The organism is Paraconexibacter sp. AEG42_29 (assembly GCF_040581415.1).
GTDB lineage: Bacteria > Actinomycetota > Thermoleophilia > Solirubrobacterales > Solirubrobacteraceae > Paraconexibacter.
Genome location: NZ_CP114014.1, coordinates 236,185 through 256,624 on the forward strand (window position 1 = coordinate 236,185; position 20,440 = coordinate 256,624).

General features: G+C 73.6%; 21 protein-coding genes. 10 read left to right on the forward strand and 11 right to left on the reverse strand.

Features of this window, described 5'->3' with window-relative positions:
- Positions 1–9: 9 nt before the first annotated feature.
- Complete coding sequence (locus tag DSM112329_RS01145) at positions 10–720, reverse strand: hypothetical protein (protein ID WP_354699968.1); 711 nt, start codon at positions 718–720, stop codon at positions 10–12.
- Positions 707–1,354: a thiamine phosphate synthase gene (thiE, locus tag DSM112329_RS01150; RefSeq protein ID WP_354699969.1), complete on the reverse strand. Its 648-nt coding sequence runs from the start codon at positions 1,352–1,354 to the stop codon at positions 707–709. The genes DSM112329_RS01145 and thiE overlap by 14 nt, the downstream gene beginning before the upstream one ends.
- 100 nt (positions 1,355–1,454) lie before the next feature.
- Between thiE and thiO the strand changes: the two genes are divergently transcribed.
- Genes thiO through DSM112329_RS01165 form a run of 3 tightly spaced genes read left to right on the forward strand, consistent with a single transcriptional unit; the run spans position 1,455 to position 3,606 of the window.
- Positions 1,455–2,543: a glycine oxidase ThiO gene (gene thiO / locus DSM112329_RS01155; RefSeq protein WP_354699970.1), complete on the forward strand. Its 1,089-nt coding sequence runs from the start codon at positions 1,455–1,457 to the stop codon at positions 2,541–2,543.
- Between the two features lie 33 nt (positions 2,544–2,576).
- The gene (gene thiS, locus DSM112329_RS01160) at positions 2,577–2,795 is read left to right on the forward strand and encodes a sulfur carrier protein ThiS (RefSeq protein ID WP_354699971.1); all 219 of its coding nucleotides are present in this window, start codon (positions 2,577–2,579) and stop codon (positions 2,793–2,795) included.
- Positions 2,796–2,805: 10 nt separating this feature from the next.
- A complete protein-coding gene (locus DSM112329_RS01165) occupies positions 2,806–3,606 on the forward strand; it encodes a thiazole synthase (RefSeq protein WP_354699972.1) in 801 nt (266 codons plus the stop codon).
- Positions 3,607–3,621: 15 nt separating this feature from the next.
- Here DSM112329_RS01165 and DSM112329_RS01170 read toward each other — a convergent pair whose 3' ends face one another.
- Positions 3,622–4,029: a plastocyanin/azurin family copper-binding protein gene (locus DSM112329_RS01170; protein WP_354699973.1), complete on the reverse strand. Its 408-nt coding sequence runs from the start codon at positions 4,027–4,029 to the stop codon at positions 3,622–3,624.
- Positions 4,030–4,048: 19 nt separating this feature from the next.
- The gene (locus DSM112329_RS01175; RefSeq protein WP_354699974.1) at positions 4,049–4,717 is read right to left on the reverse strand and encodes an endonuclease/exonuclease/phosphatase family protein; all 669 of its coding nucleotides are present in this window, start codon (positions 4,715–4,717) and stop codon (positions 4,049–4,051) included.
- 65 nt (positions 4,718–4,782) lie between these two features.
- Between DSM112329_RS01175 and argF the strand changes: the two genes are divergently transcribed.
- Positions 4,783–5,655 (forward strand): ornithine carbamoyltransferase, encoded by an 873-nt coding sequence (gene argF / locus DSM112329_RS01180; RefSeq protein WP_354699975.1) that lies wholly within the window; start codon positions 4,783–4,785, stop codon positions 5,653–5,655.
- 84 nt (positions 5,656–5,739) lie between these two features.
- On the opposite strand, the gene DSM112329_RS01185 is transcribed toward argF, so the two are convergent.
- Positions 5,740–6,018: an HU family DNA-binding protein gene (locus tag DSM112329_RS01185; protein ID WP_354699976.1), complete on the reverse strand. Its 279-nt coding sequence runs from the start codon at positions 6,016–6,018 to the stop codon at positions 5,740–5,742.
- Between the two features lie 248 nt (positions 6,019–6,266).
- Between DSM112329_RS01185 and DSM112329_RS01190 the strand changes: the two genes are divergently transcribed.
- The 4 genes from DSM112329_RS01190 (at position 6,267) to DSM112329_RS01205 (ending at position 10,569) form a co-directional block, all read left to right on the forward strand.
- A complete protein-coding gene (locus DSM112329_RS01190) occupies positions 6,267–6,920 on the forward strand; it encodes a hypothetical protein (protein ID WP_354699977.1) in 654 nt (217 codons plus the stop codon).
- 49 nt (positions 6,921–6,969) lie between these two features.
- Complete coding sequence (rlmD, locus tag DSM112329_RS01195; protein ID WP_354699978.1) at positions 6,970–8,445, forward strand: 23S rRNA (uracil(1939)-C(5))-methyltransferase RlmD; 1,476 nt, start codon at positions 6,970–6,972, stop codon at positions 8,443–8,445.
- 68 nt (positions 8,446–8,513) lie between these two features.
- Complete coding sequence (locus tag DSM112329_RS01200; protein ID WP_354699979.1) at positions 8,514–10,265, forward strand: hypothetical protein; 1,752 nt, start codon at positions 8,514–8,516, stop codon at positions 10,263–10,265.
- A 49-nt stretch (positions 10,266–10,314) separates the two neighbouring features.
- The gene (locus tag DSM112329_RS01205) at positions 10,315–10,569 is read left to right on the forward strand and encodes a hypothetical protein (protein WP_354699980.1); all 255 of its coding nucleotides are present in this window, start codon (positions 10,315–10,317) and stop codon (positions 10,567–10,569) included.
- A gap of 96 nt (positions 10,570–10,665) precedes the next feature.
- Here DSM112329_RS01205 and DSM112329_RS01210 read toward each other — a convergent pair whose 3' ends face one another.
- Positions 10,666–11,697 (reverse strand): M48 family metallopeptidase, encoded by a 1,032-nt coding sequence (locus DSM112329_RS01210; protein ID WP_354699981.1) that lies wholly within the window; start codon positions 11,695–11,697, stop codon positions 10,666–10,668.
- Between the two features lie 52 nt (positions 11,698–11,749).
- Positions 11,750–12,412: a peptide-methionine (S)-S-oxide reductase MsrA gene (msrA, locus tag DSM112329_RS01215; protein ID WP_354699982.1), complete on the reverse strand. Its 663-nt coding sequence runs from the start codon at positions 12,410–12,412 to the stop codon at positions 11,750–11,752.
- A gap of 79 nt (positions 12,413–12,491) precedes the next feature.
- Between msrA and DSM112329_RS01220 the strand changes: the two genes are divergently transcribed.
- Positions 12,492–13,436, forward strand: coding sequence for an NAD(P)H-quinone oxidoreductase (locus DSM112329_RS01220; RefSeq protein WP_354699983.1), 945 nt, complete (start codon positions 12,492–12,494; stop codon positions 13,434–13,436).
- 9 nt (positions 13,437–13,445) lie between these two features.
- On the opposite strand, the gene DSM112329_RS01225 is transcribed toward DSM112329_RS01220, so the two are convergent.
- The 3 genes from DSM112329_RS01225 to DSM112329_RS01235 form a co-directional block, all read right to left on the reverse strand.
- Positions 13,446–14,138, reverse strand: coding sequence for a hypothetical protein (locus DSM112329_RS01225; protein ID WP_354699984.1), 693 nt, complete (start codon positions 14,136–14,138; stop codon positions 13,446–13,448).
- Positions 14,111–14,716 (reverse strand): uracil-DNA glycosylase family protein, encoded by a 606-nt coding sequence (locus tag DSM112329_RS01230; RefSeq protein ID WP_354699985.1) that lies wholly within the window; start codon positions 14,714–14,716, stop codon positions 14,111–14,113. Before DSM112329_RS01230 ends, DSM112329_RS01225 begins: the two co-directional genes overlap by 28 nt.
- 128 nt (positions 14,717–14,844) lie before the next feature.
- Positions 14,845–16,767 (reverse strand): PHP domain-containing protein, encoded by a 1,923-nt coding sequence (locus tag DSM112329_RS01235; RefSeq protein ID WP_354699986.1) that lies wholly within the window; start codon positions 16,765–16,767, stop codon positions 14,845–14,847.
- Positions 16,768–17,005: 238 nt separating this feature from the next.
- Here DSM112329_RS01235 and DSM112329_RS01240 point away from each other — a divergent pair, with 238 nt between their 5' ends.
- Positions 17,006–18,979: an ATP-binding protein gene (locus DSM112329_RS01240; RefSeq protein ID WP_354699987.1), complete on the forward strand. Its 1,974-nt coding sequence runs from the start codon at positions 17,006–17,008 to the stop codon at positions 18,977–18,979.
- 87 nt (positions 18,980–19,066) lie between these two features.
- Here DSM112329_RS01240 and DSM112329_RS01245 read toward each other — a convergent pair whose 3' ends face one another.
- Entirely contained in the window at positions 19,067–20,413 is a 1,347-nt protein-coding gene (locus tag DSM112329_RS01245; RefSeq protein ID WP_354699988.1) for an inositol-3-phosphate synthase, read from the reverse strand.
- Positions 20,414–20,440 lie beyond the last annotated feature (27 nt).

A 20,440-nucleotide genomic window follows, 5' to 3' on the forward strand; every position in this document is an offset into this window, starting at 1 on the left:
GAGGCGGCGTCAGCGCCCGGGGCGCTCGGGCATCTGCAGGCGCGAGAGCACCCGCACGAGCTTCCAGAACAGCCAGCCGCCGAGGCCGGCCACGGCCGTGCAGACGCCGACGGCCGCCAGGTTGGACGCGGTCGGCAGGAACAGCGCGAAGATCACGATGATCAGCGCGAGCAGCGCCTGGAATCCGAGCACGGCCCAGTACTTCTTCCTCCACATGCCCCAGGCGGCCACGAACATGATCGAGGCGAAGCTGATGACGCCGGTCGCGGGTGGGCGGCTGCCTTCCACCTCGAAGCCGAGGATGTAGGACAGCAGGTTGCCGCCGCCGAGCAGGATGGTGACGACGATCGCGATCAGCAGCGCCGGGGGGCGCTCGCCCGGGCCGAGGGGGACCAGGCCGGCGCGGACCGCCTCGTTGGCGGCCTCCCCGCGCAGGCGCTTGGGGCGGGCTGCCGGGTCGGGACCGCCGTCGGTCGCGGAACGGCCGGGTCGCGCCGCCGTGGTGGTAGCCGCGGCTGCGGGCTTGGCCGCGGCCGCCGCCGCCGGCGCGGCCACCGCGCTGAACGCGTCCAGCGGCCCGTCGGCGGCCTCCTCGGCTTCGGGCTTCTTCAGCGACGGCCGGGCCGCGGCGGACGCGTCCGGCTTCGGCTTCGGCGCCGATGCGGCCGGCTTCGCGGGGCGCGCCGGCTGCCGGGCGCGCTTGCGGCTACGCGATCCCAACGCGGGCCTCCTCGCCGAGTGCGGCGCGTAGCTCACGGACCGTTGCCGCGGGGTCGGCGGCCTCGGTGACGGCGCGGACGACGGCGACCCGTGTCGCGCCGGCCGCGCGCACGGCGGCGACCGTCGCGGAGTCCACCCCGCCGATGGCGAAGAACGGAAGCGTGGCGCGCGCCGCGGCGTCGGTGACCAGGTCGAGGCCCACGGCCGCGCGGCCCGGCTTGGTCGGCGTGGCGTGCACGGGCCCGACGCCGATGTAGTCCACGCGGCCGTCCGCGGCGTGGGCGGCGTCGATCTGGGCGGGGGAGTGGGTCGACAGCCCGACGATCCGGTCGGGCCCGACCAGCGCCCGCGCCGCGGCGATCGCGAGGTCGTCCTGGCCCACGTGCACGCCGTCCGCGCCGCACGCCCGGACCAGGTCGGGCCGGTCGTTGAGGACGAACAGCGCGCCGGCGGCGGCGCAGGCGTCGCGGACGATCGCGGCCTCGCGCAGCAGCTCGTCGTCGCCTTCCGGCGTCTTGATCCGCAGCTGCACGATGTCCACGCCGGCGGCGAGCGCGGCATGCAGGCGGTCCGGCGCGATGGCCGGGGTGACGAGGTACAGGCGGGCGGCCTGCAGGCGGGAGCGGCGATCCATCGCACCGGGAAGTCTGGCAGGGCGCCGGAGCGCGCGGGCTACGCTGAACCCTCTGAGCACCGCCAGCGCACATCCGGCCGGTCAGACGCCCGACGTCCTCGTGGTCGGCGGCGGCATCATCGGGCTCGCCATCGCGTGGCGCGCAGCCGGTCGTGGCCTCGCCGTCACCGTCTGTGAGCGCGGCGGGCTGCCGTCCTACCTCGCCGCCGCGCATGTCGCCGCCGGGATGCTCGCCCCGGTCGCCGAGGCCGACGCCCAGGAGCGTGCGCTGCTGGCGTTCGGCCTGGACAGCGCCGCGCGCTGGGGCACGTTCGCCGCCGAGCTCGAGGCCGACTCCGGGCTGGACGTCGGCTTCCGGGACTGCGGCACGCTCGTCGTCGCCCGCGACCGCGACGAGGCCGAGCACGTCGACCGCGAGATCCGCCTGCGCGAGCAGCTCGGCGTCCCGGTCGCCCGCCTGCTGCCCTCAGCTGCCCGCCGGCTGGAGCCCGCCCTCGCCCCGGCGATCCGGGCCGCGTTCCACGCCCCGGGCGACCACGCGGTCGACCCGCGCGCCGTCTGCGAGGCGCTCCTGGTCGCCTGCGAGCGACGGGGCGTCACGCTGCGGGCGGGCTGCGAGGTCAGGTCGGTCGGCCCGGCGGGCGCCACCCTCGCCACCGGCGAGCACCTGCCCGCCGGGCGCGTCGTCATCGCCGCCGGGGCGTGGGCCGCCCGGATCGGCGGGCTGCCGTGCCTGCGCGTGCGGCCGGTCAAGGGCCAGCTGCTGCGGCTGGCGGCCCGCGCCGGCGAAGGCCCGCTCCTGGATCACGTGGTGCGCTGGGACGGCGGCTACCTGGTCCCGCGGCAGGACGGCCGCATCGTGCTCGGCGCCACGATGGAGGACCGCGGCTACGACACGACCGTCACGGCGCTCGGCGTCTACGAGCTGCTGCGCGACGCCGGCGAGCTGGTGCCCGGGGTCCTGGAGCTCGACCTCGAGGCGGCGATCGCCGGCCTGCGCCCCGCGACCCCGGACAACGCGCCGCTGCTGGGCGCCTGGGAGGGCGTCGTTCTCGCCTGCGGCCACCACCGCAACGGCGTCCTGCTCACCCCGGTCACGGCCGACCGGATCGTCTCCCTGCTGGTCGGTGAGGCGCACGGCATCAACCCCGCCTTCGCGCCCGATCGCTTCGCCAGCGTGCACGTGTAGCCGCCGCGGCCGCGATACTCAGCCCAACGCGCCATGCCCAACCTCAGCCTGACCGTCAACGGCACCGACCGCTCCGACGTCCCGACCGGGACGACCGTCGACGGGCTGCTGGACATCCTCGACATGCCCCACCGGGACCGCGGTGTCGCTGTCGCCGTCGATGCGGAGGTCGTGCCGCGCACCGCGTGGGCGACGACCGTCCTCGCCGACGGCGATCAGGTGGAGGTCCTCGTCGCCGTCCAAGGAGGATGATCAGGTGGCCATGGAGCCCCTGACCCAGACCGCCGACGACGCGCTGCAGATCGGCGGCCGCACGCTGCACTCGCGGCTGCTGCTCGGGACCGGCGGCTTCTCGCGCCTGCAGACCCTCGAGGAGTCCGTCCGGGCGAGCGGCACCGAGCTCGTCACCGTCGCGCTGCGCCGGGTCGATGTCGAGGCGCGCGGCTCACTCGTCGCCACGCTCGACCGCTGCGGCGTCGAGGTCCTGCCGAACACGGCCGGCTGCTACACGGCGCGGGACGCCGTCCTCACCGCCAAGCTCGCCCGCGAGGCGTTCGGGACGGATCTGATCAAGCTCGAGGTCATCGGGGACGAGCGCACGCTGCTGCCCGACGCGCCGGAGCTGCTGCTGGCCGCCGAGCAGCTGGTCGCCGACGGCTTCACGGTGCTGCCGTACACCACCGACGACCCGGTCCTCGCGCGCCGCCTGGAGGACCTCGGCTGCGCCGCGGTGATGCCGCTCGGCTCCCCGATCGGGTCCGGGATGGGCATTCGCAACACGTACAACATCGCCCTGATCGTCGAGGCCGCGAAGGTGCCGGTCGTCCTGGACGCGGGCGTCGGCACCGCCAGCGACGCGGCGCTGGCGATGGAGCTCGGCTGCGACGCCGTCCTCTGCGCCAGCGCGATCAGCCGCGCGCAGGACCCCGTGGCGATGGCGCTCGCGATCCGCTCCGGGGTCGAGGGCGGCCGGCTGGCGCGGCTCGCGGGCCGCATCCCGCGCCGCCTGTACGCCGAGGCCTCCACCCCGGAGGCCGGGCTGCCGGACTTCGGCGGGGCCTGAGCCGCCGCCGAGCCGTTACTCGACGGTGATGGTGCCGTCCATCCCCGGGTGGATCGTGCAGGTGTACTCGATGGTGCCCGGCTCGGTCGGCGTGAACTCGTAGGTCCCGCCCTCGCCGAAGTTGTCGGACTCGAAGTCGGCGCCCTCCTGGGCGATGACGTTGTGCTCGATGCTCTCGTTGTTCGTCCAGACGATCTTCTGGTCGACCTTCACCGTCACCGCCACCGGGTCGAACTTGATGTCCTTCATGCCGACCTGGACCGTCCCGTCGGCGGACGGGGCGGCGGCCGGCGTGCTCGTGGACGCGGCGGCGGGGGTGGACGTGCTGCTGCCGCCGCCGCCGCCGTCGTCGTCCGAGCCGCAGCCCGCGACGGTCAGTGCGCCGAGGACGGCGAGGGTGGTCAGCAGGCGGGTGCTCTTCATGGTGGCGCGGGCTCCGGGCTTACGGGGTGGGCTTCAGGGTCACGGCGACGGGGACGTGATCCGACAGGGTGCCATGCTCGAGCACCTCGCGTGCCCCCACCGACCGCCAGCCGCGCGCCAGGATCGCGTCGACGCCGTGCCCACCCATGACCTGCAGGTCGCCCGCGTGGGGACGGTGGGTGTTCGTGTCGCCCCCCAGGATGACCGGCGTCGTGTCGCCCGCCCACTCGTCGAGGGCGACGGCGGAGACCGCGAGATCCGCCTGGGCGAACGCCTCCGAGTGCACCTGGGCGTGCAGGTTCCCGATCCACTCGCCGGTCGCCAGGCGGACGGCGTGCGCGACGCGGCGCTCGGGCCGATGACGCAGGACGACGACGCGGTGATCGACGATCGACGTCCCGCGGACGAGGATCGCGTTGCACCCCCCGCCGTTGGACTTGATGAGGTCCGGGACGCGCTGGGCGATCCACCTGCGGACGGGCAGGACCGCGTTGCGAGAGGTGAGCGCGCTACGGGCGCTGGCGCCGCACGCCTGGCCGAACGCCGCCGGCCACCACGGCGGGACCTCCTGCAGCAGCGCGACGTCCCACTCCCAGCCCTGGAGGGCGGCGCAGAAGTCGTCCTGCAGGTCGCGTCCGGCAGGGGGCAGCGCCCGGCCGTGGAAGAGGTTCCAGGTGATGATGCGCACGGCGGCACTCTCGCAAAACCCGTGAGCTACGTTTCCGCGTCCCCTGCCGTTCGACCGAGGTTTCCATGTCCCGCTCCTTCCTGACCGGTGCCGAGCTCACCAGCGACGAGCTCCACGCCCTCCTCGACCGCGCGATCGCGATGAAGGCGGACCCGCTCGGCGCGCGGCCGCTCACCGGCAAGACGATCGCGCTGCTGTTCGAGAAGCCGTCGACGCGGACGCGGCTCTCGTTCGAGGCCGGCGTGGTGGAGCTCGGCGGCCATCCGCTGATCCTGCGGCCGGGTGAGATGCAGCTCTCCCGTGGCGAGTCCGTCAAGGACACCGCGCGCATCCTGAGCCGGCACGTGCAGGGTGTCGGGGTGCGGACCGGGCCCGATTCGCTCGTCGAGGAGCTTGCCGCCGAGGGCACGATCCCGGTCATCAACATGCTCACGGACGGCCATCACCCGTGCCAGGCGCTGGCCGACCTCATGACCCTGAAGGAGCGCTTCGGCCGCCTGGAGGGCCTGAAGCTCGCCTACGTCGGCGACGGCAACAACGTCGCCCGGTCGCTGGCGATCGTGGGCGCGCTGGCGGGCGTGGAGATCGCGGTGGCGTCCCCCGAGGGCTACACGCTCGAGCCGGTCGCCGGCGCCCAGCTGACGGATGATCCGTACGAGGCGGTCGCCGGCGCACAGGCGGTCTACGCGGACGTCTGGGTGTCGATGGGCGACGAGGACACGGCCGATGCCCGCCGCGCCGCGCTCGACGCCTACCGCCTCGACGACGCGCTGCTGAACGCGGCCGGGCCGGGCGCGATCGCCCTGCACTGCCTCCCGGCCCACCCGGGCGAGGAGATCACGGCCGACGTCCTCTACGGCGAGCGGGGCCTGTCGATCTGGGACCAGGCGGAGAACCGCCGCCACGCGCAGAAGGCCCTGATGGAGCTGCTGGTCTGACCCAGCAACGACGAAGGCCGCCCAGACAGGACGGCCTCCATACGACGCTGCGAGGTGTCCGGGCACGGCGGCCCGGACGAACGACTACTTGCCGTTGACGGCGTCCTTCAGTGCCTTGGCAGCAGTGAACTTCGGCGCCTTGGAGGCAGCGATCTCGATCTTCGCGCCGGTGGCCGGGTTGACGCCCTGACGAGCGGCACGATCGGACACGGAGAACTTGCCGAGGCCGGCGATGGCGACTTCGCCGCCACGCGACAGCGTCTCGGTGAGGATCTCGGCCAGCGCGTCGACGGCAGCCTTGGCCTGGCCGGCCGGAAGGTCGGTCTTCTCGGCGAGGTTCTGGGCGAGCTCGGTCTTGTTCATGGCGGGTTTCCTCCTGCGTTGACGATGCGGACTGCGGCGGAGCCTACCCCGCCGCGCGGTTGGATGTCCTGCGAAAACCCCGATGGCATGCGGGTTCTGCAGCGGTCCGGGACCGAATCACACCGGCCGGACGACATCCTGCGGCGGGCACTGTAGAGCGTTCCCGCCGACGGGGGCCCGTTCCTGTCGCCGGGGGTATACCGTGCGCTGCACCGTCGTTCCCGCCCTCCCCCGGAGCCTGCTCACCAATGCCGCAGCCGAAGTCCCCGAAGTCCTCGTCGCCGGCCGGCAAGACGGCGGCCGCCAAGGCGAAGACCGGCAAGCCGAAGGCCGCGCCCAAGACGACGAAGCCGACCGGCAAAAAGCGCTCAGGTGCAGGGAAGTCCGTCGTGCCGGCCGCGACGGTCGAGGCCCAGGCTGCGCGCGACGAGGCGCTGCGCCTGCACCTCGCCGAGCTCCGCGAGCTGCTCGCCGGCGGCGTCATGCTGACGGCGCAGCGCGTGCAGGAGACGATGGACGACGCGGTCCGGCGCGGCAAGATGACGCGCCGCGACGCCGAGGAGGTGGCCCGTGGCCTCATGGACACCGGGCGCCGCCAGTCGTTCGACCTGCTCGCGGAGATCGAGCAGCTGCTCGAACGCAGCAAGAGCGACCTCGGTTCGGCGTCCAACCTCGTCCGCGAGGGAACAGACCGCGTGCTGCGCGAGGTGGACCGGGTCCGCCGGACGGCCGGGGTCGGGTCGCCCTTCCCGATCCTGGGCTACGACGCGCTGAGCGCAGCCCAGGTGGGCGGGCGGCTGGAGGGGCTGAGCCCCGCCGAGCTGCGCCGCGTCCGCGAGTACGAGGAGACCCACGCGGCGCGCAAGACGGTCCTCGCCAGGATCGAGAAGGCCCTGGCTTAGCGCCGCCGCAGGGCGGATCCGCCGCGCCCCTGCGATCCTGGAGGGACTCATGGAGTCCCCCGAGCCCGAGCCCACCGCCGCTGCAGAGATCTTCCCGACGGGCGGCGGACCGGCGCCCGTGCGTCCCGAGCGCCCGAAGCGTCCCGACAAGGGCCAGGAGCTCGAGCTGACGATCGACAACCTCGCGCACGGCGGCAACGGCGTCGCCCGGCACGAGGGCTTCGTCGTCTTCGTCGGCGGGACGGTGCCCGGGGACCGCGTCCGCGCCGTCCTGACCACGCGCAAGAAGGGCTACGGCGACGCGCGGCTGCTCGAGGTCCTGGAGCCGAGCCCCGACCGCATCGCGCCCGTCGCCGACCATCCGGGCGCGGCCTGGCAGGTCATGCCGTACGAGCTGCAGCTGCGGTTCAAGCAGGAGCAGGTCGAGGACGCGCTGCGCCGCATCGGCAAGCTCGACGGCTTCACGATGGAGCCGATCGTCCCGGCGGTCGCGCAATGGGGCTACCGCAACAAGCTCGAGTACTCGTTCGGCAACGGACCGGACGGTGAGCTGGTGTGCGGCTTCCACGCCCCCGGCTCGTGGGAGACGATCGTCGACGGCGAGTCCAAGCTCGGCTCGGAGGGCGCGAACAGCGCCCGCCGCATCGTCCTGGAGTGGTGCCGCGCCGAGGGCCTGCCCGCCTACGACCGCCGCTCGCGCACGGGCGTGCTGCGCAACCTCGTCATCCGCGACGCCGTCCGGACCGGCCAGCTGCAGGCGCGCCTGGTCACGTCCCCGGTCGAGCTCGACGAGCTCGCGGTCATGCGCCTGGCGGAGGCGCTCGGCGCCACGTCGCTGATCCACACGCAGTACGACGGGCTGGGGGAGACGACGACCGGCGGCGTGTCGACCCTGCTCGACGGCAAGGACCACATCACCGAGGAGCTGTGCGGCCTCAACTTCCGCATCAGCGCCGACGCGTTCTTCCAGACCAACACCGAGATGGCCGAGCGGCTCTACGGGGTCGCCGCCGAGTTCGCCGACCTCAAGGGCTGGGAGCGCGTCTACGACCTGTTCTGCGGCATCGGCACCATCGGCCTCTCGCTGTCCACCCGGGTCGGGGAGATCTGGGGCCTGGAGATCATCGAGGACGCGATCGCCGACGCGATCAAGAACGCGAAGGCCAACGGCGTGGACAACGCCAGGTTCTTCGCGGGCGACATCCGGCTCGCACTTCCGCAGATGGTCGAGCTCGCCGGCCGCCCCGACCTGCTCGTGGTCGACCCGCCGCGCGCCGGCCTCTCGCAGAAGGTCGTGCGCCGCATCGTCGAGGCGGCGCCGAAGCGGATCGTCTACGTCTCCTGCAACCCGACCACGCTCGCGCCGAACGCCGCGCAGCTGGTGGAGGCCGGGTACAAGCTGGGCCGTGTGCGCCCGGTGGACATGTTCCCGCAGACGCCGCACATCGAGGCCGTCGCGGTGTTCGACCGCGTCTCCGCCCCGCCGCCGTCGTCGTTGCCGCGCACCGCGCCCGCGGCCAAGTAGCCCGGCCGTCGTGCGCCCGGTCCACCGCATGGTGGACCGGATTCCGGGATTGCGGGTACGGTCGGCGGATGCAGCAGACACGGATCGTCGCGCTGACCGCCGTCGTCGCCGTGCTCGCAGCGGTTCCCGCCGCGGACGCAGCGACCAAGAAGCGTCGCCCGCTCCCGGCGACCACCAGCCATGCCACCATCGAGGGCGCCGACCCCGGCGCCGCCTACTCGACGCTGCGAGCCGGGCCCGGCTGGAAGCGCGTCGTGCGCAGCGACTTCGCGCCGGCCGCCCGTGGGCGCTCGCAGAAGCGCTCGTCGCTGCTGTACTTCGGGCAGCTGTCGGACTTCCAGCTCGCGGACGAGGAGAGCCCCGTCCGCGTCGAGGCGCTCGACCTGACGTCGACGCCGTTCACCTCGGCGTGGCGCCCGCAGGAGGCGCTCGGTCCGCAGACGATCGACCAGGGCATCCGCCAGGTCGGCCGCTTCACCCGCTCGCCGCTGCGCCAGCGCGGCGGGAGGTACGCGAAGCTCGCGCTCGTCGTCACCACCGGCGACAGCGCCGACAACCAGCAGGCGAACGAGGTCCGCTGGACCGTCAGCCTGCTGGAGGGCGGGCGCCTGGACCCGAACAGCGGCGTCGACCGGGCCGGCTGCGGGGCCCCCGGTGAGGCGGCGCGCTACACCGGCGTGCAGGACGACGACGACGTCCTCGACTCCGGGCGCTTCTACGACCCGGACCGGCCCTCCGGCGCGTACGCCGCCTGGCCGCGGTACCCCGGGCTGATGGACCGGGCGCAACAGCCGTTCGCCGCCGCCGGCCTCCCCGTCCCCAGCTACGTCGCGTTCGGCAACCACGACGGCCTGGTCCAGGGCAACGCGTGGGCCAACGCCGCGTTCCAGGGGCTCGCGGTCGGCTGCGTGAAGCCGCTGCAGGCGGGCGGCCTGGCGGCGAGCGCGCTCACCACGTCGCCGCAGAACAGCCTGCTCGTCCCGCCCGACCCGGGCCGCGGCCTCGTCGGCCGCAAGGGCTACATGGCCCTGCACGCGGGCGGCCGGCAGGCGGACGCCCACGGGTTCGCGCACGTCGACCCGGCCGAGGCGAAGGCGTCCGCCGGCGAGGCGTCGTACTACTCCTTCAGCCCGCGCAAGGGCGTGCGCCTGGTGTCGATCAACACGGTCGCCGAGGGCGAGGTCGTCGGCTCCGAGGGCAACCTCGACGACCCCCAGTTCCGGTGGATCGAGCGAACGCTGGAGGCGTCGGACAAGGCCGGGGAGCTCGTCATCCTGTTCGGCCACCATCCGCTCCGCTCCCTCTCCCAGCCTGACCCGGACGAGGGCGCGACCCCGTGCGACGTCCGCAAGACGGCCGGCCCGGGCTGCGACGGCGACCCGCGCGACTCGCGCCCGATCCGCCTGCGCGCCGACCTGCAGCGCCTGCTGGAGGACCACCGCAGCGTCGTGGCCTACGTCGCCGGCCACACGCACGAGCACAAGGTGACGCCGTTCCGCCGGACGGACGGCTCGGGCTTCTGGGGCATCGAGACGGCCAGCGAGGTCGACTGGCCCATCAACTCCCGGTTGCTCGAGCTGATGGACAACCGCGACGGGACGCTGTCGCTCTTCGGGACGGTCCTCGACCACGCGGCCCCGGTCGCCGCCCCGGCCCCCGGCACCGCGGCGGCGGGGATGACCGAGCTGCAGCTGGCGTCGATCGCGCGCGAGCTGTCGTACAACGACCCGCAGGCGGGCGGGAAGAACGCCACGGTCGGCGGGACGGGCAAGCCGCACGACCGCAACGTCGAGCTGCTGCTGCGCGACCCGCGGCCGTGACGCGCCTGCTCGTGCGTAGCGCGGCGGCCGGCGGGGCAGGCCCGTAGGCATGAGCAACGACGACGATCCCAGCAAGCTCGGCGAAGGCTCCCCGCGCGGGGGCGAGGGACTGGCCGACGACGCCGGTGTGTCCGATCCCCAGGACGGGCCCGCCCCCGACGCCGACGACAAGGTCGCCGGCCAGCCGCGCGGTGGTGAGGGCCTGGCCAACATCACGCCGGCGACGACCGCAGTCCCCGACCCGGACGAGACCGTCCAGGGCACGCCGCGCGGCGGCGAGGGCCTGGCTGACGACGCGGCCTGACCGACCGACCGGTGACAGCTTCGGCGGCGTACCGGCCTCGAAGCTGTCAGCCGTCCCGCCTCACTCCGACGCGCCGCGCCGTTTCCGGCCCGCGGCTCAGTCCGTGTCGTCCTGCCTACCGGCGTCGGCGCCGCGTCTCCGCAGCCATTCGGCGACCTTGTCGCCGGCGCCCTCGAGCGCAGCGCTCGCCTCGGCGTAGCTGTCCTGCAGCGTCGCGCCCGCGCCGGCGATCGCGTCCTTCGCCTTCGTCGCATAGTGGTCCGTCGCGCCGCCGGCCTCCGCGCGGGCGCTGACGGGCTCCTCGCGGCGCCGGTACTCGCCCGCCACGATGCGGTCGTACTCGCCGGAGTGGACCCAGGCCATCAGCTCGTGCACGCGCTTGACGGGCAGCGCGTGCGTCACCCCGAGGTCCAAGAACAGCCGCGTCAGCTTCTGCAGGCCGCTCGACGGCTCGGCGTACTCCTGCCCCTGGCGCATGAACGCGTCCAGGTCGAGCTTCTCGGCCTCGGCGCCCGCAGTGATGACCATCAGGGTCCGGCAGACGACGAGCGGATCGCGGACGACCAGCGCGGCCGCCCGGTCGCAGGTCAGCTCCGACGCACGGCTCCATTCCAGCAGGGCCGCACGGATCGGAGCGACCGGGAGCGGTATCGCCGTGCTGCCGATCCGCAGCAGGATCTGCAGCGCGGTCCGGTAGAGCTGATGGTCGGAGAGGATGTGTGCCGCCTCGTGGGCGAGCACCGCGCGCTGCTGCGAGGTGTCCAGCAGGCGCACGAGCTCGCTCTGCAGGACGACAATCGGCCGTGACGCGCCGATCGCCGCCGCGTTCGGCGACGGGTACTGGGTGAGGTACAGCGGCGGGACATCCGGCATGTCCAGCGTCGCGTAGGCGATGTTGTGCTGGCGCCAGAGGTCGGGGAGCTGCGCCTCCGAGAGCCGGACCGAGGACCCCAGGTAGGCGGCCCGCATCGCCCGCTCGTAGCCCAGCTCGATCAGCCTGCGCACGACCTTGTCGAGGTACGGGATCGAGCCCAGTGCCGCGGTCGCCGCCCGATCGGCCGGATGCTCGTAGGCCTTCGGCGAGATCCCCGTGAGGCGGTACCCCTCGGCCGGCAGCGTGGTGCTCATCGACCGAGGGTAACGCGCGTGCGGCGGCGCGGAGCCGCCTTCCAGCCGTCCGTCAGTCGGCGCTGACGCCGACGCCGATCGGGCAGCCCACACCCGTTCCGGCGAGGTTGCAGTACCCGCCCGGGTTCTTGTCGAGGTACTGCTGGTGCTCGTCCTCGGCGTAGTAGAACGGCCCGGCCGGCCCGACCTCCGTCGTGATCTCCCCGCGGCCGGAAGCGGTGAGCGCCGCCTGGTAGCGGACCTGGGACTCGGCCGCCGCACGGGCCTGCGCCTCGCTCGTCGTGAAGATCGCCGACCGGTAGGTGGTGCCGACGTCGTTGCCCTGCCGCATCCCCTGGGTCGGGTCGTGCTCCTCCCAGAAGTGCTTCAGCAGCTGCTCGTACGTGATGTACGACGGGTCGTAGGCGACCATGACGATCTCGGCGTGGCCGGTCAGGTTGGTGCACGTCTCGCGGTACGTCGGGTTCGGCGTGATGCCGCCCTGGAAGCCGACCGCCGTCGAGTAGACGCCAGGCAGCTGCCAGAACATCCGCTCCGCGCCCCAGTAGCAGCCGAGACCGAAGTAGGCGACCTCGATGCCGTCCGGGAACGGCGGCTTCAGCGGCGTGCCGAGGACCGTGTGCGCGGCGGCGACGGGCATCGGCGTGTCGCGGCCGGGGAGTGCGTCCTCCGGCTCGACCATCGCCGACTTGGACTTGAAGGAGAAGAGAGCCATGTCCCTAGGGTACCCGCGCCCCGTCAGCGCCCGACACGGCGCCGCGCCAGTTCCGCGGCCGTTCATAGACTCGGCCCCTATGAACGCCGCCACCATCAAGGACGACGCCGTCGCCGTCGCCGAGCACCCCGACCCCGTCCCGGGCCACGGCGAGGTCCTCGTCCGGGTCAGGGCGGCGGGCCTGAACGGCGCGGACATCCTGCAGCGCAAGGGCGCGTACCCCGCCCCGCCCGGCTCCCCGAAGGACATCCCGGGCCTCGAGCTCGCGGGCGAGGTCGCCGACCTCGGGCCGGGGGCCACCCGCTTCCAGGCCGGGGACCGCGTGATGGCGATCGTCGGCGGCGGGGGACAGGGCGAGCTGTGCGTCGTCCACGAGCGCCAGCTGATGCCGGTCCCGGACGTCCTCGACTGGCCGGCCGCGGGCGGAACCGCCGAGGTCTTCACGACCGCGTACGACGCGCTCTTCACCCAGTGCGGCCTGGCCGCCGGCGAGCGGCTGCTGGTCCACGGCGCCGCGGGCGGCGTCGGGACCGCGGCGGTGCAGCTCGGCCGCGCGACCGGCGCCCACGTGACGGCGACGGTTCGCCGCGAGGAGGCCCGCGACGCCGTGAAGGCCCTCGGTGCCGACGCCGTCATCGACCCCGCGGACTTCGTCGAGGCCGGGCCGTTCGACGTCGTCCTGGAGCTCGTCGGCGCGCCGAACATCCCCGGGAACCTGAAGGCGCTGAACACCGGCGGGCGCATCGTCGTCATCGGGGTCGGCGCGGGCCCCAAGGCCGAGGTCAACCTGCTGGCGCTGATGGGCAAGCGCGCGTCGCTGCGTGCGTCCACGCTGCGGGCCCGGCCGCTCGAGGAGAAGGCCGCGACGGCCCGCCTCATGGAGCGCCACGTCCTGCCGCTGCTGGCGGCGGGCACGATCCAGGTCCCGGTCGCGAAGACCTTCCCGCTGGCAAAGGTCCACGACGCCTACGAGGCGTTCGTCGCCGGCGGCAAGGTCGGCAAGATCGTCCTCCTGATGGACTGAGGAGTCCGGCTAAGCGGACTCGTCCCGGACCCCGGCCGCCAGGCGGTCGAGGTTCGGGAGCAGGAACGCCGCGAGCACCGGGGCGACCGGGTCGATCCGCAGCGCCGCGGCCAGCGCGACAGCTTCCAGGACGAGCATCGCCGTCCAGCCGACCCGCAGCTCGAGCATCGCCGTCCAGCACGCGACCGCCCCCAGCACCACGGCCAGCAGCGCGGGCAGCGCGAGCGCCTGGCCGCCGCCGAACGCCGCGAGCTCCAGCGTGAGCGGGTCCCCGGCGCTCGCCTTCCCAGTCAGGGATGAGGTGTCCCCGGCGACGCCCGCCAGCGCGAGCCCCGCCACCAGCAGGGCCACCGCCACCGCGACGGTCGGCTGCCGGAAGGACCGCGCGAAGAGCAGCCCTGCGGTCGCCCACAGCAGCGCCTCCGGGAGCGACGCGGCCGCCCGCGCGTTCGTCGCGTCGAACGCCAGCGCGACCATCCCGATCCCGACGGCGAGGAAGACCACGAGGAACGTCGGCAGCGGCGGGGCCGAGTTCGCGCTGACGGCGAGGACCGCGGCCGCCAGCAGCACGGCGGAGACCACCGACGCCACGCGCACCCCGGTCCCGCTCGAGGCCTCCGGCAGCGCGGGGGCGACCAGCGCCACGGCCATCGCGGCCGCGCCGAGCGCGCAGGTCAGTAGGGAGGAAGGTCCGCGTACCACGTGCCGAGCATCTTGAAGGCCGACCAGAAGGCGCGCTTGGCGCTCTCCTCGTCGAGCGCCTGGTCGATGTCGGGGACGAACAGCGCGTCCACCGACGGGGTGAGCTTCTGCACGACACCCGGGATCGCGTCCACCGGGCGCGACAGCGGCAGTTCGAGGTCGTTCAGCAGCGCGAGGGCGTCCTCGCCCATCACGACGACGATCTTGGGCTGCACGATCGCGTACTCCTGGGCGACGCGCGCCATGCAGCCGGGGTCGGCGAGCTCGGTGTCCGCGACGGGGCACTTCACGCAGAGCGTGCCGTACACCGCGAGCGGGTCGATCTGCAGCCGCTTCAGCGACTTCATCAGCGCCGTTCCCGACCGGCCGTAGAACGCGACTCCCTCCTCGATCTCCGACGGCGTCGGCGCGTGCTTCAGGAGGAAGATGTCGGCCTGCGGATGGCCCGAGCCGAGGACCGGCATGAGGTTCCCCCGCGGGCAGCGAGGACACGACTGCAGCTCCTGGGTGAGCGTGTTCAGCTCGCGGATGGCCCGCTCGAGGTACTTCTCGCGGATCTCGTCGTCGGTCATGGGCATCGGCGAACCAGGGATTCGACGAACGCCGCCGGTCACCCTCGTGGTGCAGGAGGTGTTGCCGGATGGGCGTGCCGTTGCACGCTATCCGACGATAGAGGACTTCTTTCCGAGCTATGAACCCCAGGCCGTCACCCCCGCGCCTGACCCTTCGCGCGGGCGACCCGGCGCGCCTTGCGGGCCTGCTTGGCGCCCGCCGGCGTCGCCTTGGTCTCCAGGAACTTCAACGCCTGGACGTACAGGAGCGACGAGGGCTTGGTCTGGATCTCGGCCATCGCCAGCGCCTGGATGAACTCCTCGGGGCCGTCGAAGTCGGGCATGCGGATCCGGACCGACCCGAGCCCCTGGGCCACGTGCGAGTCCGACCCGGCGCCCGCCACGATCCGGTACTTCGCCGCGAACCGCTCGGCCTCGTCGTTGAACGAGCCGATCGCCACCCGCGGGTTGTAGATCTCGATCGCGTCGATGTCCTCGACGATGTCCAGCAGGTGCTCGTAGTCGGGGACGGCGTGCATGCGGTCGAAGGGATGCGGGACGTAGACCAGGCCGCCCTGGCGCTTGATCTCCGCCACGGTCTCCTGGAGCGTCAGCCCGCGCGGGATCTTCTCCGTCAGGAAGAGGCCGATGACCTCACCCTGGGAGGCGGTCTTGACCTCCTCGCCGATGATGATCTTCACGCCGTACTCGGCGGCCTTGGCCTGGGCGTCGAACGCCCCGGAGACCTCGTTGTGGTCGGTGACGGCGATGGCCCCGAGCCCCTGCTCGGCCGCGGTGGCGAGCAGGACCTCCACGGGCGTCGCGCAGTCGCCCGAGTGGTCGGTGTGCATGTGCAGGTCGACGTCGATGGTCTTGCGCGTCGCCAGGCGCGCGCGGATGACGGGGTCACCGGCCGGGTCGTGGCGGCGGGCGACGGCCCGCGCGTAGACCGCTTCCAGGCGGTCCGCCATGTGGCCCCAGTCGAGGCCCGCGCGGACGTCGTCGCCGGCGGCCCGCAGCCGGGTCAGCAGCGCCGGGTCGGCGATCAGCCGGGACAGCTGGGCCGCGCACGTCTGCGGCTCGGCGGTCGCGAAGAGCAGGCCGTGCTCCCCCTCGCCGGTCACCTCCTCGTAGACCGCGAGGGACGAGCAGAGCGGGACGGCCCCCGCCGCGATGGCCCGCTGGACGCCCGCGGGGGACGGTGCGGCGCCGTCGGACGCGAAGACGCACACGTCGGCGGCGGCGAGGACGTCGGCCTCGCTGACGCCGTCGCGCCCGCCGCGCTCGACGAACCGGACCCGCGCGCGCAGGTCGGCGCGCAGCGGCGTCGAGGACGGCCCGCGCTCGCTGAGCACCGTGACCTCGAACGCGAGCGCGGCGTCGACGTGGCGCAGGGCACGCAGGAACAGCCGCAGTGCGCCCCGCTCCTCGCCGTCGATGAACGCGACGCGGACGGGCTCGCCCTCCGTGCGTGCGCGCGGCGCCTCCGCGGTGACGTCGGCGCCCGGCCGCAGCACCTCGTAGCTCCCGGGGAAGTGCCGCTTCAGCAGGTCGGCGGTCGCCTGGAAGCTGGCCAGCCGCGCGTCCAGGCGGCCGAACACGAGGTCGACGAGCTTGCGGGCGACCTGCGTGGCCACGATGCGCTCGGTCGGCTGGTGGAAGGTCCCGATGTTCAGCGCCCGCGAGTGGCGCAGCGCCGCCGAGGCGGTCGACGGCGCGAACGGCTCGTGCACGTGGCAGAGGTCCAGCGGCGCCGTCGTCATCAGCTCCTCGATCGTGCGCGTGACGTCGATCGGCAGCGGGCTGCGGCGCTGGGCGGACACCGGCGCCGGGACGACCTCGCCCACCGCGAGCACGCGCACGCCGTCCGTCGCCTCGGCCCAGAGGTCGCCGCCGCCGCGGATCGCCGCCCGCGACTCGCGGACCAGCCGCAGCGACGTCGACGGCGCGACGATCAGCACCTGGTGCCCGCGCGCGGCGAGCTCGGTCGCCGTCCGGCCGATGAGCGCGTTCAGCTCGTGTCCCGACTCCCATGCGTGCGGGGTGACCTGGGCGATGGACAGCGGTGGCACGGGCACGCCCTGGATCCTATGGGGTGGCGCGGGGCCGCCGAATGGAGCGCCTACGCGCCAACCGGGGGCGGTGGTGGCGCGACCCGTAAGTCGGCGGGGTCGAGGGCGTTGACCCCACATGGTCACCTCGCAGACACCCCGCCGTTCCGTCGTCGGCTCCCCCCGGTCCCGGCGGGGTGGACGGGGCCAGGCCTCCAGCCTCCGTACTCTTCAGCCTCCAATGCCCGGAACCCTCGGTCACCGGATGGCTTGGCGCGACGAGACGACGTTCGTCGGGCGCGACCGCGAACTGCGGCTGTTCGACCGTCTCCTCGACGACGGGGCCCGCTCGTCGGTCGTGTTCTGCCACGGCCCCGGCGGCGTGGGCAAGAGCACGCTGCTGCGCGAGGTCGCCCGTCGCGCCGTGCGCCGCGGTTACACGCCGGTCCTCGTCGAGGGTCGCGACCTGGCCCCGGTCCCCGGGCAGCTCGAGGCCGCGCTCGCCGGCGTCGCGGCCCACGAGCGCCCGCTGGTCATGTTCGACACCTACGAGCGCATGAGCGCCGCCGGGGGCTACCTGCGCTCGCGCGTGCTGCCGGCGCTGCCCGAGGGCGCGCTCGTCGTCGTCGCCGGCCGCCGCGCCCCGGAGCCCGGGTGGCTCGCCGACGGCTGGGAGCACATCACGACCGCGCTCGAGCTCGGGCCGCTCGGTGACGACGAGGCCGCCGCGCTGGTCGCCCAGCACGGCCTGGACGACGCGGCGACCGTCACCTCCCTGGTCCGCTGGGCGAACGGCTCCCCGCTCGCGCTGGCGCTCGGGGCCGAGGCCGCCGCCACCTCCGACGGCGACGCCGACGCCCCCCGGCTCACGGCGCTCGACGACGACCCGGACCTCGCCCAGGCGCTGCTGCAGCGGCTGGCGCGCGCCGAGCTCGACGGCGGTGACCTGGACGTCCTCGCGGTCGCGTCGATCGCCCGCGTCACCTACGCGTCGATGCTGCAGGACGTCCTCCCCGGCACCGACTCCGAGGAGGCCGAGGCGTGGCTGCGCGGCCTCAGCTTCGCCGAGCCGGTCGGCGCGGGCGTGACCCTGCACGACCTCGTCCGCCGTGCGCTCCGGGCGGAGCTGCGCCGCCGCGACCCCGACCGCGAGCGCGAGCTGCGCCGGCGCGTCGCCGACCACCTGTACGCCCGCGCCAGCGCCGGCGAAGGCCGCTTCATGGTCGACCTCGCCGACCTCGTCGACGACCCGATCATCCGCTGGGGCTTCGGGGCCAACACGTCCGCGGCCCACCGCGTCGACCACGTCCGCGCCGGGGACGTCGACACCGCGGAGGAGCTCTTCCTCGCCCGCAAGCAGGGCGCCCACGGCTGGTGGAGCGGGACGCGCCGCTTCTTCGAGGAGGCGCCGCAGCGGATCGTCGTCGCCCGTGACGACACCGACGCGCTGTGCGGCGTCTGCGTGGCCGTCACGCCGCACAACGCGCCCGCGTTCGCCGAGCAGGACCGGGTCCTCGGGCCGTGGCTCGCCCACGCGCGGGCGACCATCCCGGACGGCAACGTCCTCGTCTGGCGCGACGCGATCGACCTCACGACGCCCGCGGACGGTCACGAGGCCTCCCCGGTCGTGGCCATCCTCAACAAGGCCGCGATGCTGCGCTCGGGCCTGGTCAACCAGCGCTGGTCCTACCTGCCGATCGACCCGGACAACCCGATCGCCGCCGCGTTCGCCGCCGCGGTCGGTGCCCGCCACGAGCCGTCGCTCGACGTCGTCTTCTCGACCGGCCGCACCGTCCAGTGCCACATCCTCGATCACGGGGCCGGCGGTGTCCTGGGCATGACGCGGGACGCCGTGTACCGCGAGCTCGGCCTCGCCCCCCCGACGAGCGTGGGGACCGCGCCCCCGCCGCGGGCCGCCGACTTCGAGGACGTCCGCGAGGCGCTGCGGGTCCTGCACCAGCCGCTGGCCCTCGCCGCCTCGCCCCTGGCGTCGGGCACGGGCGCGGCCGACCGTGCCGCCTCGGTGCGAGAGCTCATCACGACCGCCGTGGCGTCGGTCTTCGGCGACTCGGTCGACGAGACGCTGCTGCGCCGCATCATCGAGCGCGGCTACCTGGATCCCCAGGGCGGCCACGAGCTCGCCGCGCTCGAGCTGAACGTCAGCCGCGCGACCTACTTCCGCCGCCTGCGCCGGGCCTGCGACCGCGTCGCCGAGTACGTCATCGCGTCCCGTGCCTGAGCACCCGAGGGGCGACCGTCCCCCGGAACGACGACGGCCCGCGCAGTGGCGGGCCGTCGGTCCTGCGAACTCCGTGAAGCGGTCGGGCTACGACTCGACGGTCTCCGTGGCCGGAGCGACCGGCGCGGCGACGGCGACGTCCGGGGCCTTCTTCGCCGGGACGCGCTTGACCGCAGCCTTCTTGGCCGGTGCCTTCTTGGCGGGCGCCTTCTTCGCGGCAGCCGCCTTGGCGGGCTTCGCCTCGGACGCCTTCAGCGCGCGGCCGGCGAGCTTCTTGCCGGCGTACTTGGCGATGAACTTCTCGGTGTCCAGGCGCGCGATCTCGTCCGGGCGCTGGGTCTGCGGCGACTTCATGAGGTACGACGACGGGCCGTCGACCTGGCCGCCGACGCCGTGGTTCAGCGCGAGCTTGCAGCAGCGGACCGCGTCGATGACGATGCCGGCCGAGTTCGGGGAGTCCCAGACCTCGAGCTTGAGCTCGCAGTTCAGCGGCACGCCGCCGAAGGCGTCGCCCTCGAGGCGGATGTGCGCCCACTTGCGGTCGGTCAGCCACGGCATGTAGTCGGACGGGCCGACGTGCACGTCGTCCGCGGCGAGCTCGACACCGGCGACCGAGGTCACGGCGTTCGTCTTGGAGATCTTCTTGGACTCCAGGCGCTCGCGCTCGAGCATGTTGAAGAAGTCCATGTTGCCGCCGACGTTCAGCTGCGAGGTGCGCTTCAGCGTCACGCCGCGCTCGTGGAACAGGCGGGCGAGCGTGCGGTGCACGATCGTCGCGCCGACCTGCGACTTGATGTCGTCGCCGATGATCGGCAGGCCGGCCTTCTTGAAGCGGTTGTCCCAGTAGGGCTCCCGCGCGATGAAGACGGGGATGCAGTTCACGAAGCCGCAGCCGGCCTCGAGGATCTGCTCCACGTACCACTTGGTGGCGAGCTCGGAGCCGACCGGGAGGTAGGAGACGACGACGTCGGTCTTCGTGTCCTTGAGGATCTGGACGATGTCCGCGGTCTCGCCCTTGGCCTTCTTGATGCGCGTGGCCGGGTACTTGCCGATGCCGTCGTGCGTCATGCCGCGGTGCACCATCACGCCGGTCTTCTTGGGGACCTTGTTCGTGAACTTGATGGTGTCGTTCGGGTCGGCCCAGATCGCGGCGCCGAGGTCCTTGCCGACCTTGGTCGCGTTGACGTCGAACGCCGCCGTGAACTCGATGTCCCGGGGCAGGTAGCCGCCGAGGTCGGTGTGCATGAGCCCACCGATCTCCTCGCCCGACTCCGCGCCCGCGTAGTGGTACACGCCCTGGACGAGGGAGTTCGCGCAGTTGCCGACGCCGATGATCGCGACGCGGACCTTGTCGTGCTGGTAACGACCGCCGCTGCTGCCGTTCGTCGCGGTGGTGCCGTTGGTGGCCGCCGCGCCGTTGCCGTTGATGCTCATGGTTCAGGTAATCCCTTCTCGGAAGTT

Coding starts and splice junctions, on each gene's coding strand:
- thiE (WP_354699969.1), bottom strand. CDS start 1,354: ATGGATCGCCGCTCCCGCCTGCAGGCCGCCCGCCTGTACCTCGTCACC.
- thiS (WP_354699971.1), top strand. CDS start 2,577: ATGCCCAACCTCAGCCTGACCGTCAACGGCACCGACCGCTCCGACGTC.
- DSM112329_RS01165 (WP_354699972.1), top strand. CDS start 2,806: ATGGAGCCCCTGACCCAGACCGCCGACGACGCGCTGCAGATCGGCGGC.
- DSM112329_RS01170 (WP_354699973.1), bottom strand. CDS start 4,029: ATGAAGAGCACCCGCCTGCTGACCACCCTCGCCGTCCTCGGCGCACTG.
- argF (WP_354699975.1), top strand. CDS start 4,783: ATGTCCCGCTCCTTCCTGACCGGTGCCGAGCTCACCAGCGACGAGCTC.
- DSM112329_RS01185 (WP_354699976.1), bottom strand. CDS start 6,018: ATGAACAAGACCGAGCTCGCCCAGAACCTCGCCGAGAAGACCGACCTT.
- DSM112329_RS01190 (WP_354699977.1), top strand. CDS start 6,267: ATGCCGCAGCCGAAGTCCCCGAAGTCCTCGTCGCCGGCCGGCAAGACG.
- rlmD (WP_354699978.1), top strand. CDS start 6,970: ATGGAGTCCCCCGAGCCCGAGCCCACCGCCGCTGCAGAGATCTTCCCG.
- DSM112329_RS01200 (WP_354699979.1), top strand. CDS start 8,514: ATGCAGCAGACACGGATCGTCGCGCTGACCGCCGTCGTCGCCGTGCTC.
- DSM112329_RS01205 (WP_354699980.1), top strand. CDS start 10,315: ATGAGCAACGACGACGATCCCAGCAAGCTCGGCGAAGGCTCCCCGCGC.
- DSM112329_RS01210 (WP_354699981.1), bottom strand. CDS start 11,697: ATGAGCACCACGCTGCCGGCCGAGGGGTACCGCCTCACGGGGATCTCG.
- msrA (WP_354699982.1), bottom strand. CDS start 12,412: ATGGCTCTCTTCTCCTTCAAGTCCAAGTCGGCGATGGTCGAGCCGGAG.
- DSM112329_RS01220 (WP_354699983.1), top strand. CDS start 12,492: ATGAACGCCGCCACCATCAAGGACGACGCCGTCGCCGTCGCCGAGCAC.
- DSM112329_RS01230 (WP_354699985.1), bottom strand. CDS start 14,716: ATGCCCATGACCGACGACGAGATCCGCGAGAAGTACCTCGAGCGGGCC.
- DSM112329_RS01240 (WP_354699987.1), top strand. CDS start 17,006: ATGGCTTGGCGCGACGAGACGACGTTCGTCGGGCGCGACCGCGAACTG.
- DSM112329_RS01245 (WP_354699988.1), bottom strand. CDS start 20,413: ATGAGCATCAACGGCAACGGCGCGGCGGCCACCAACGGCACCACCGCG.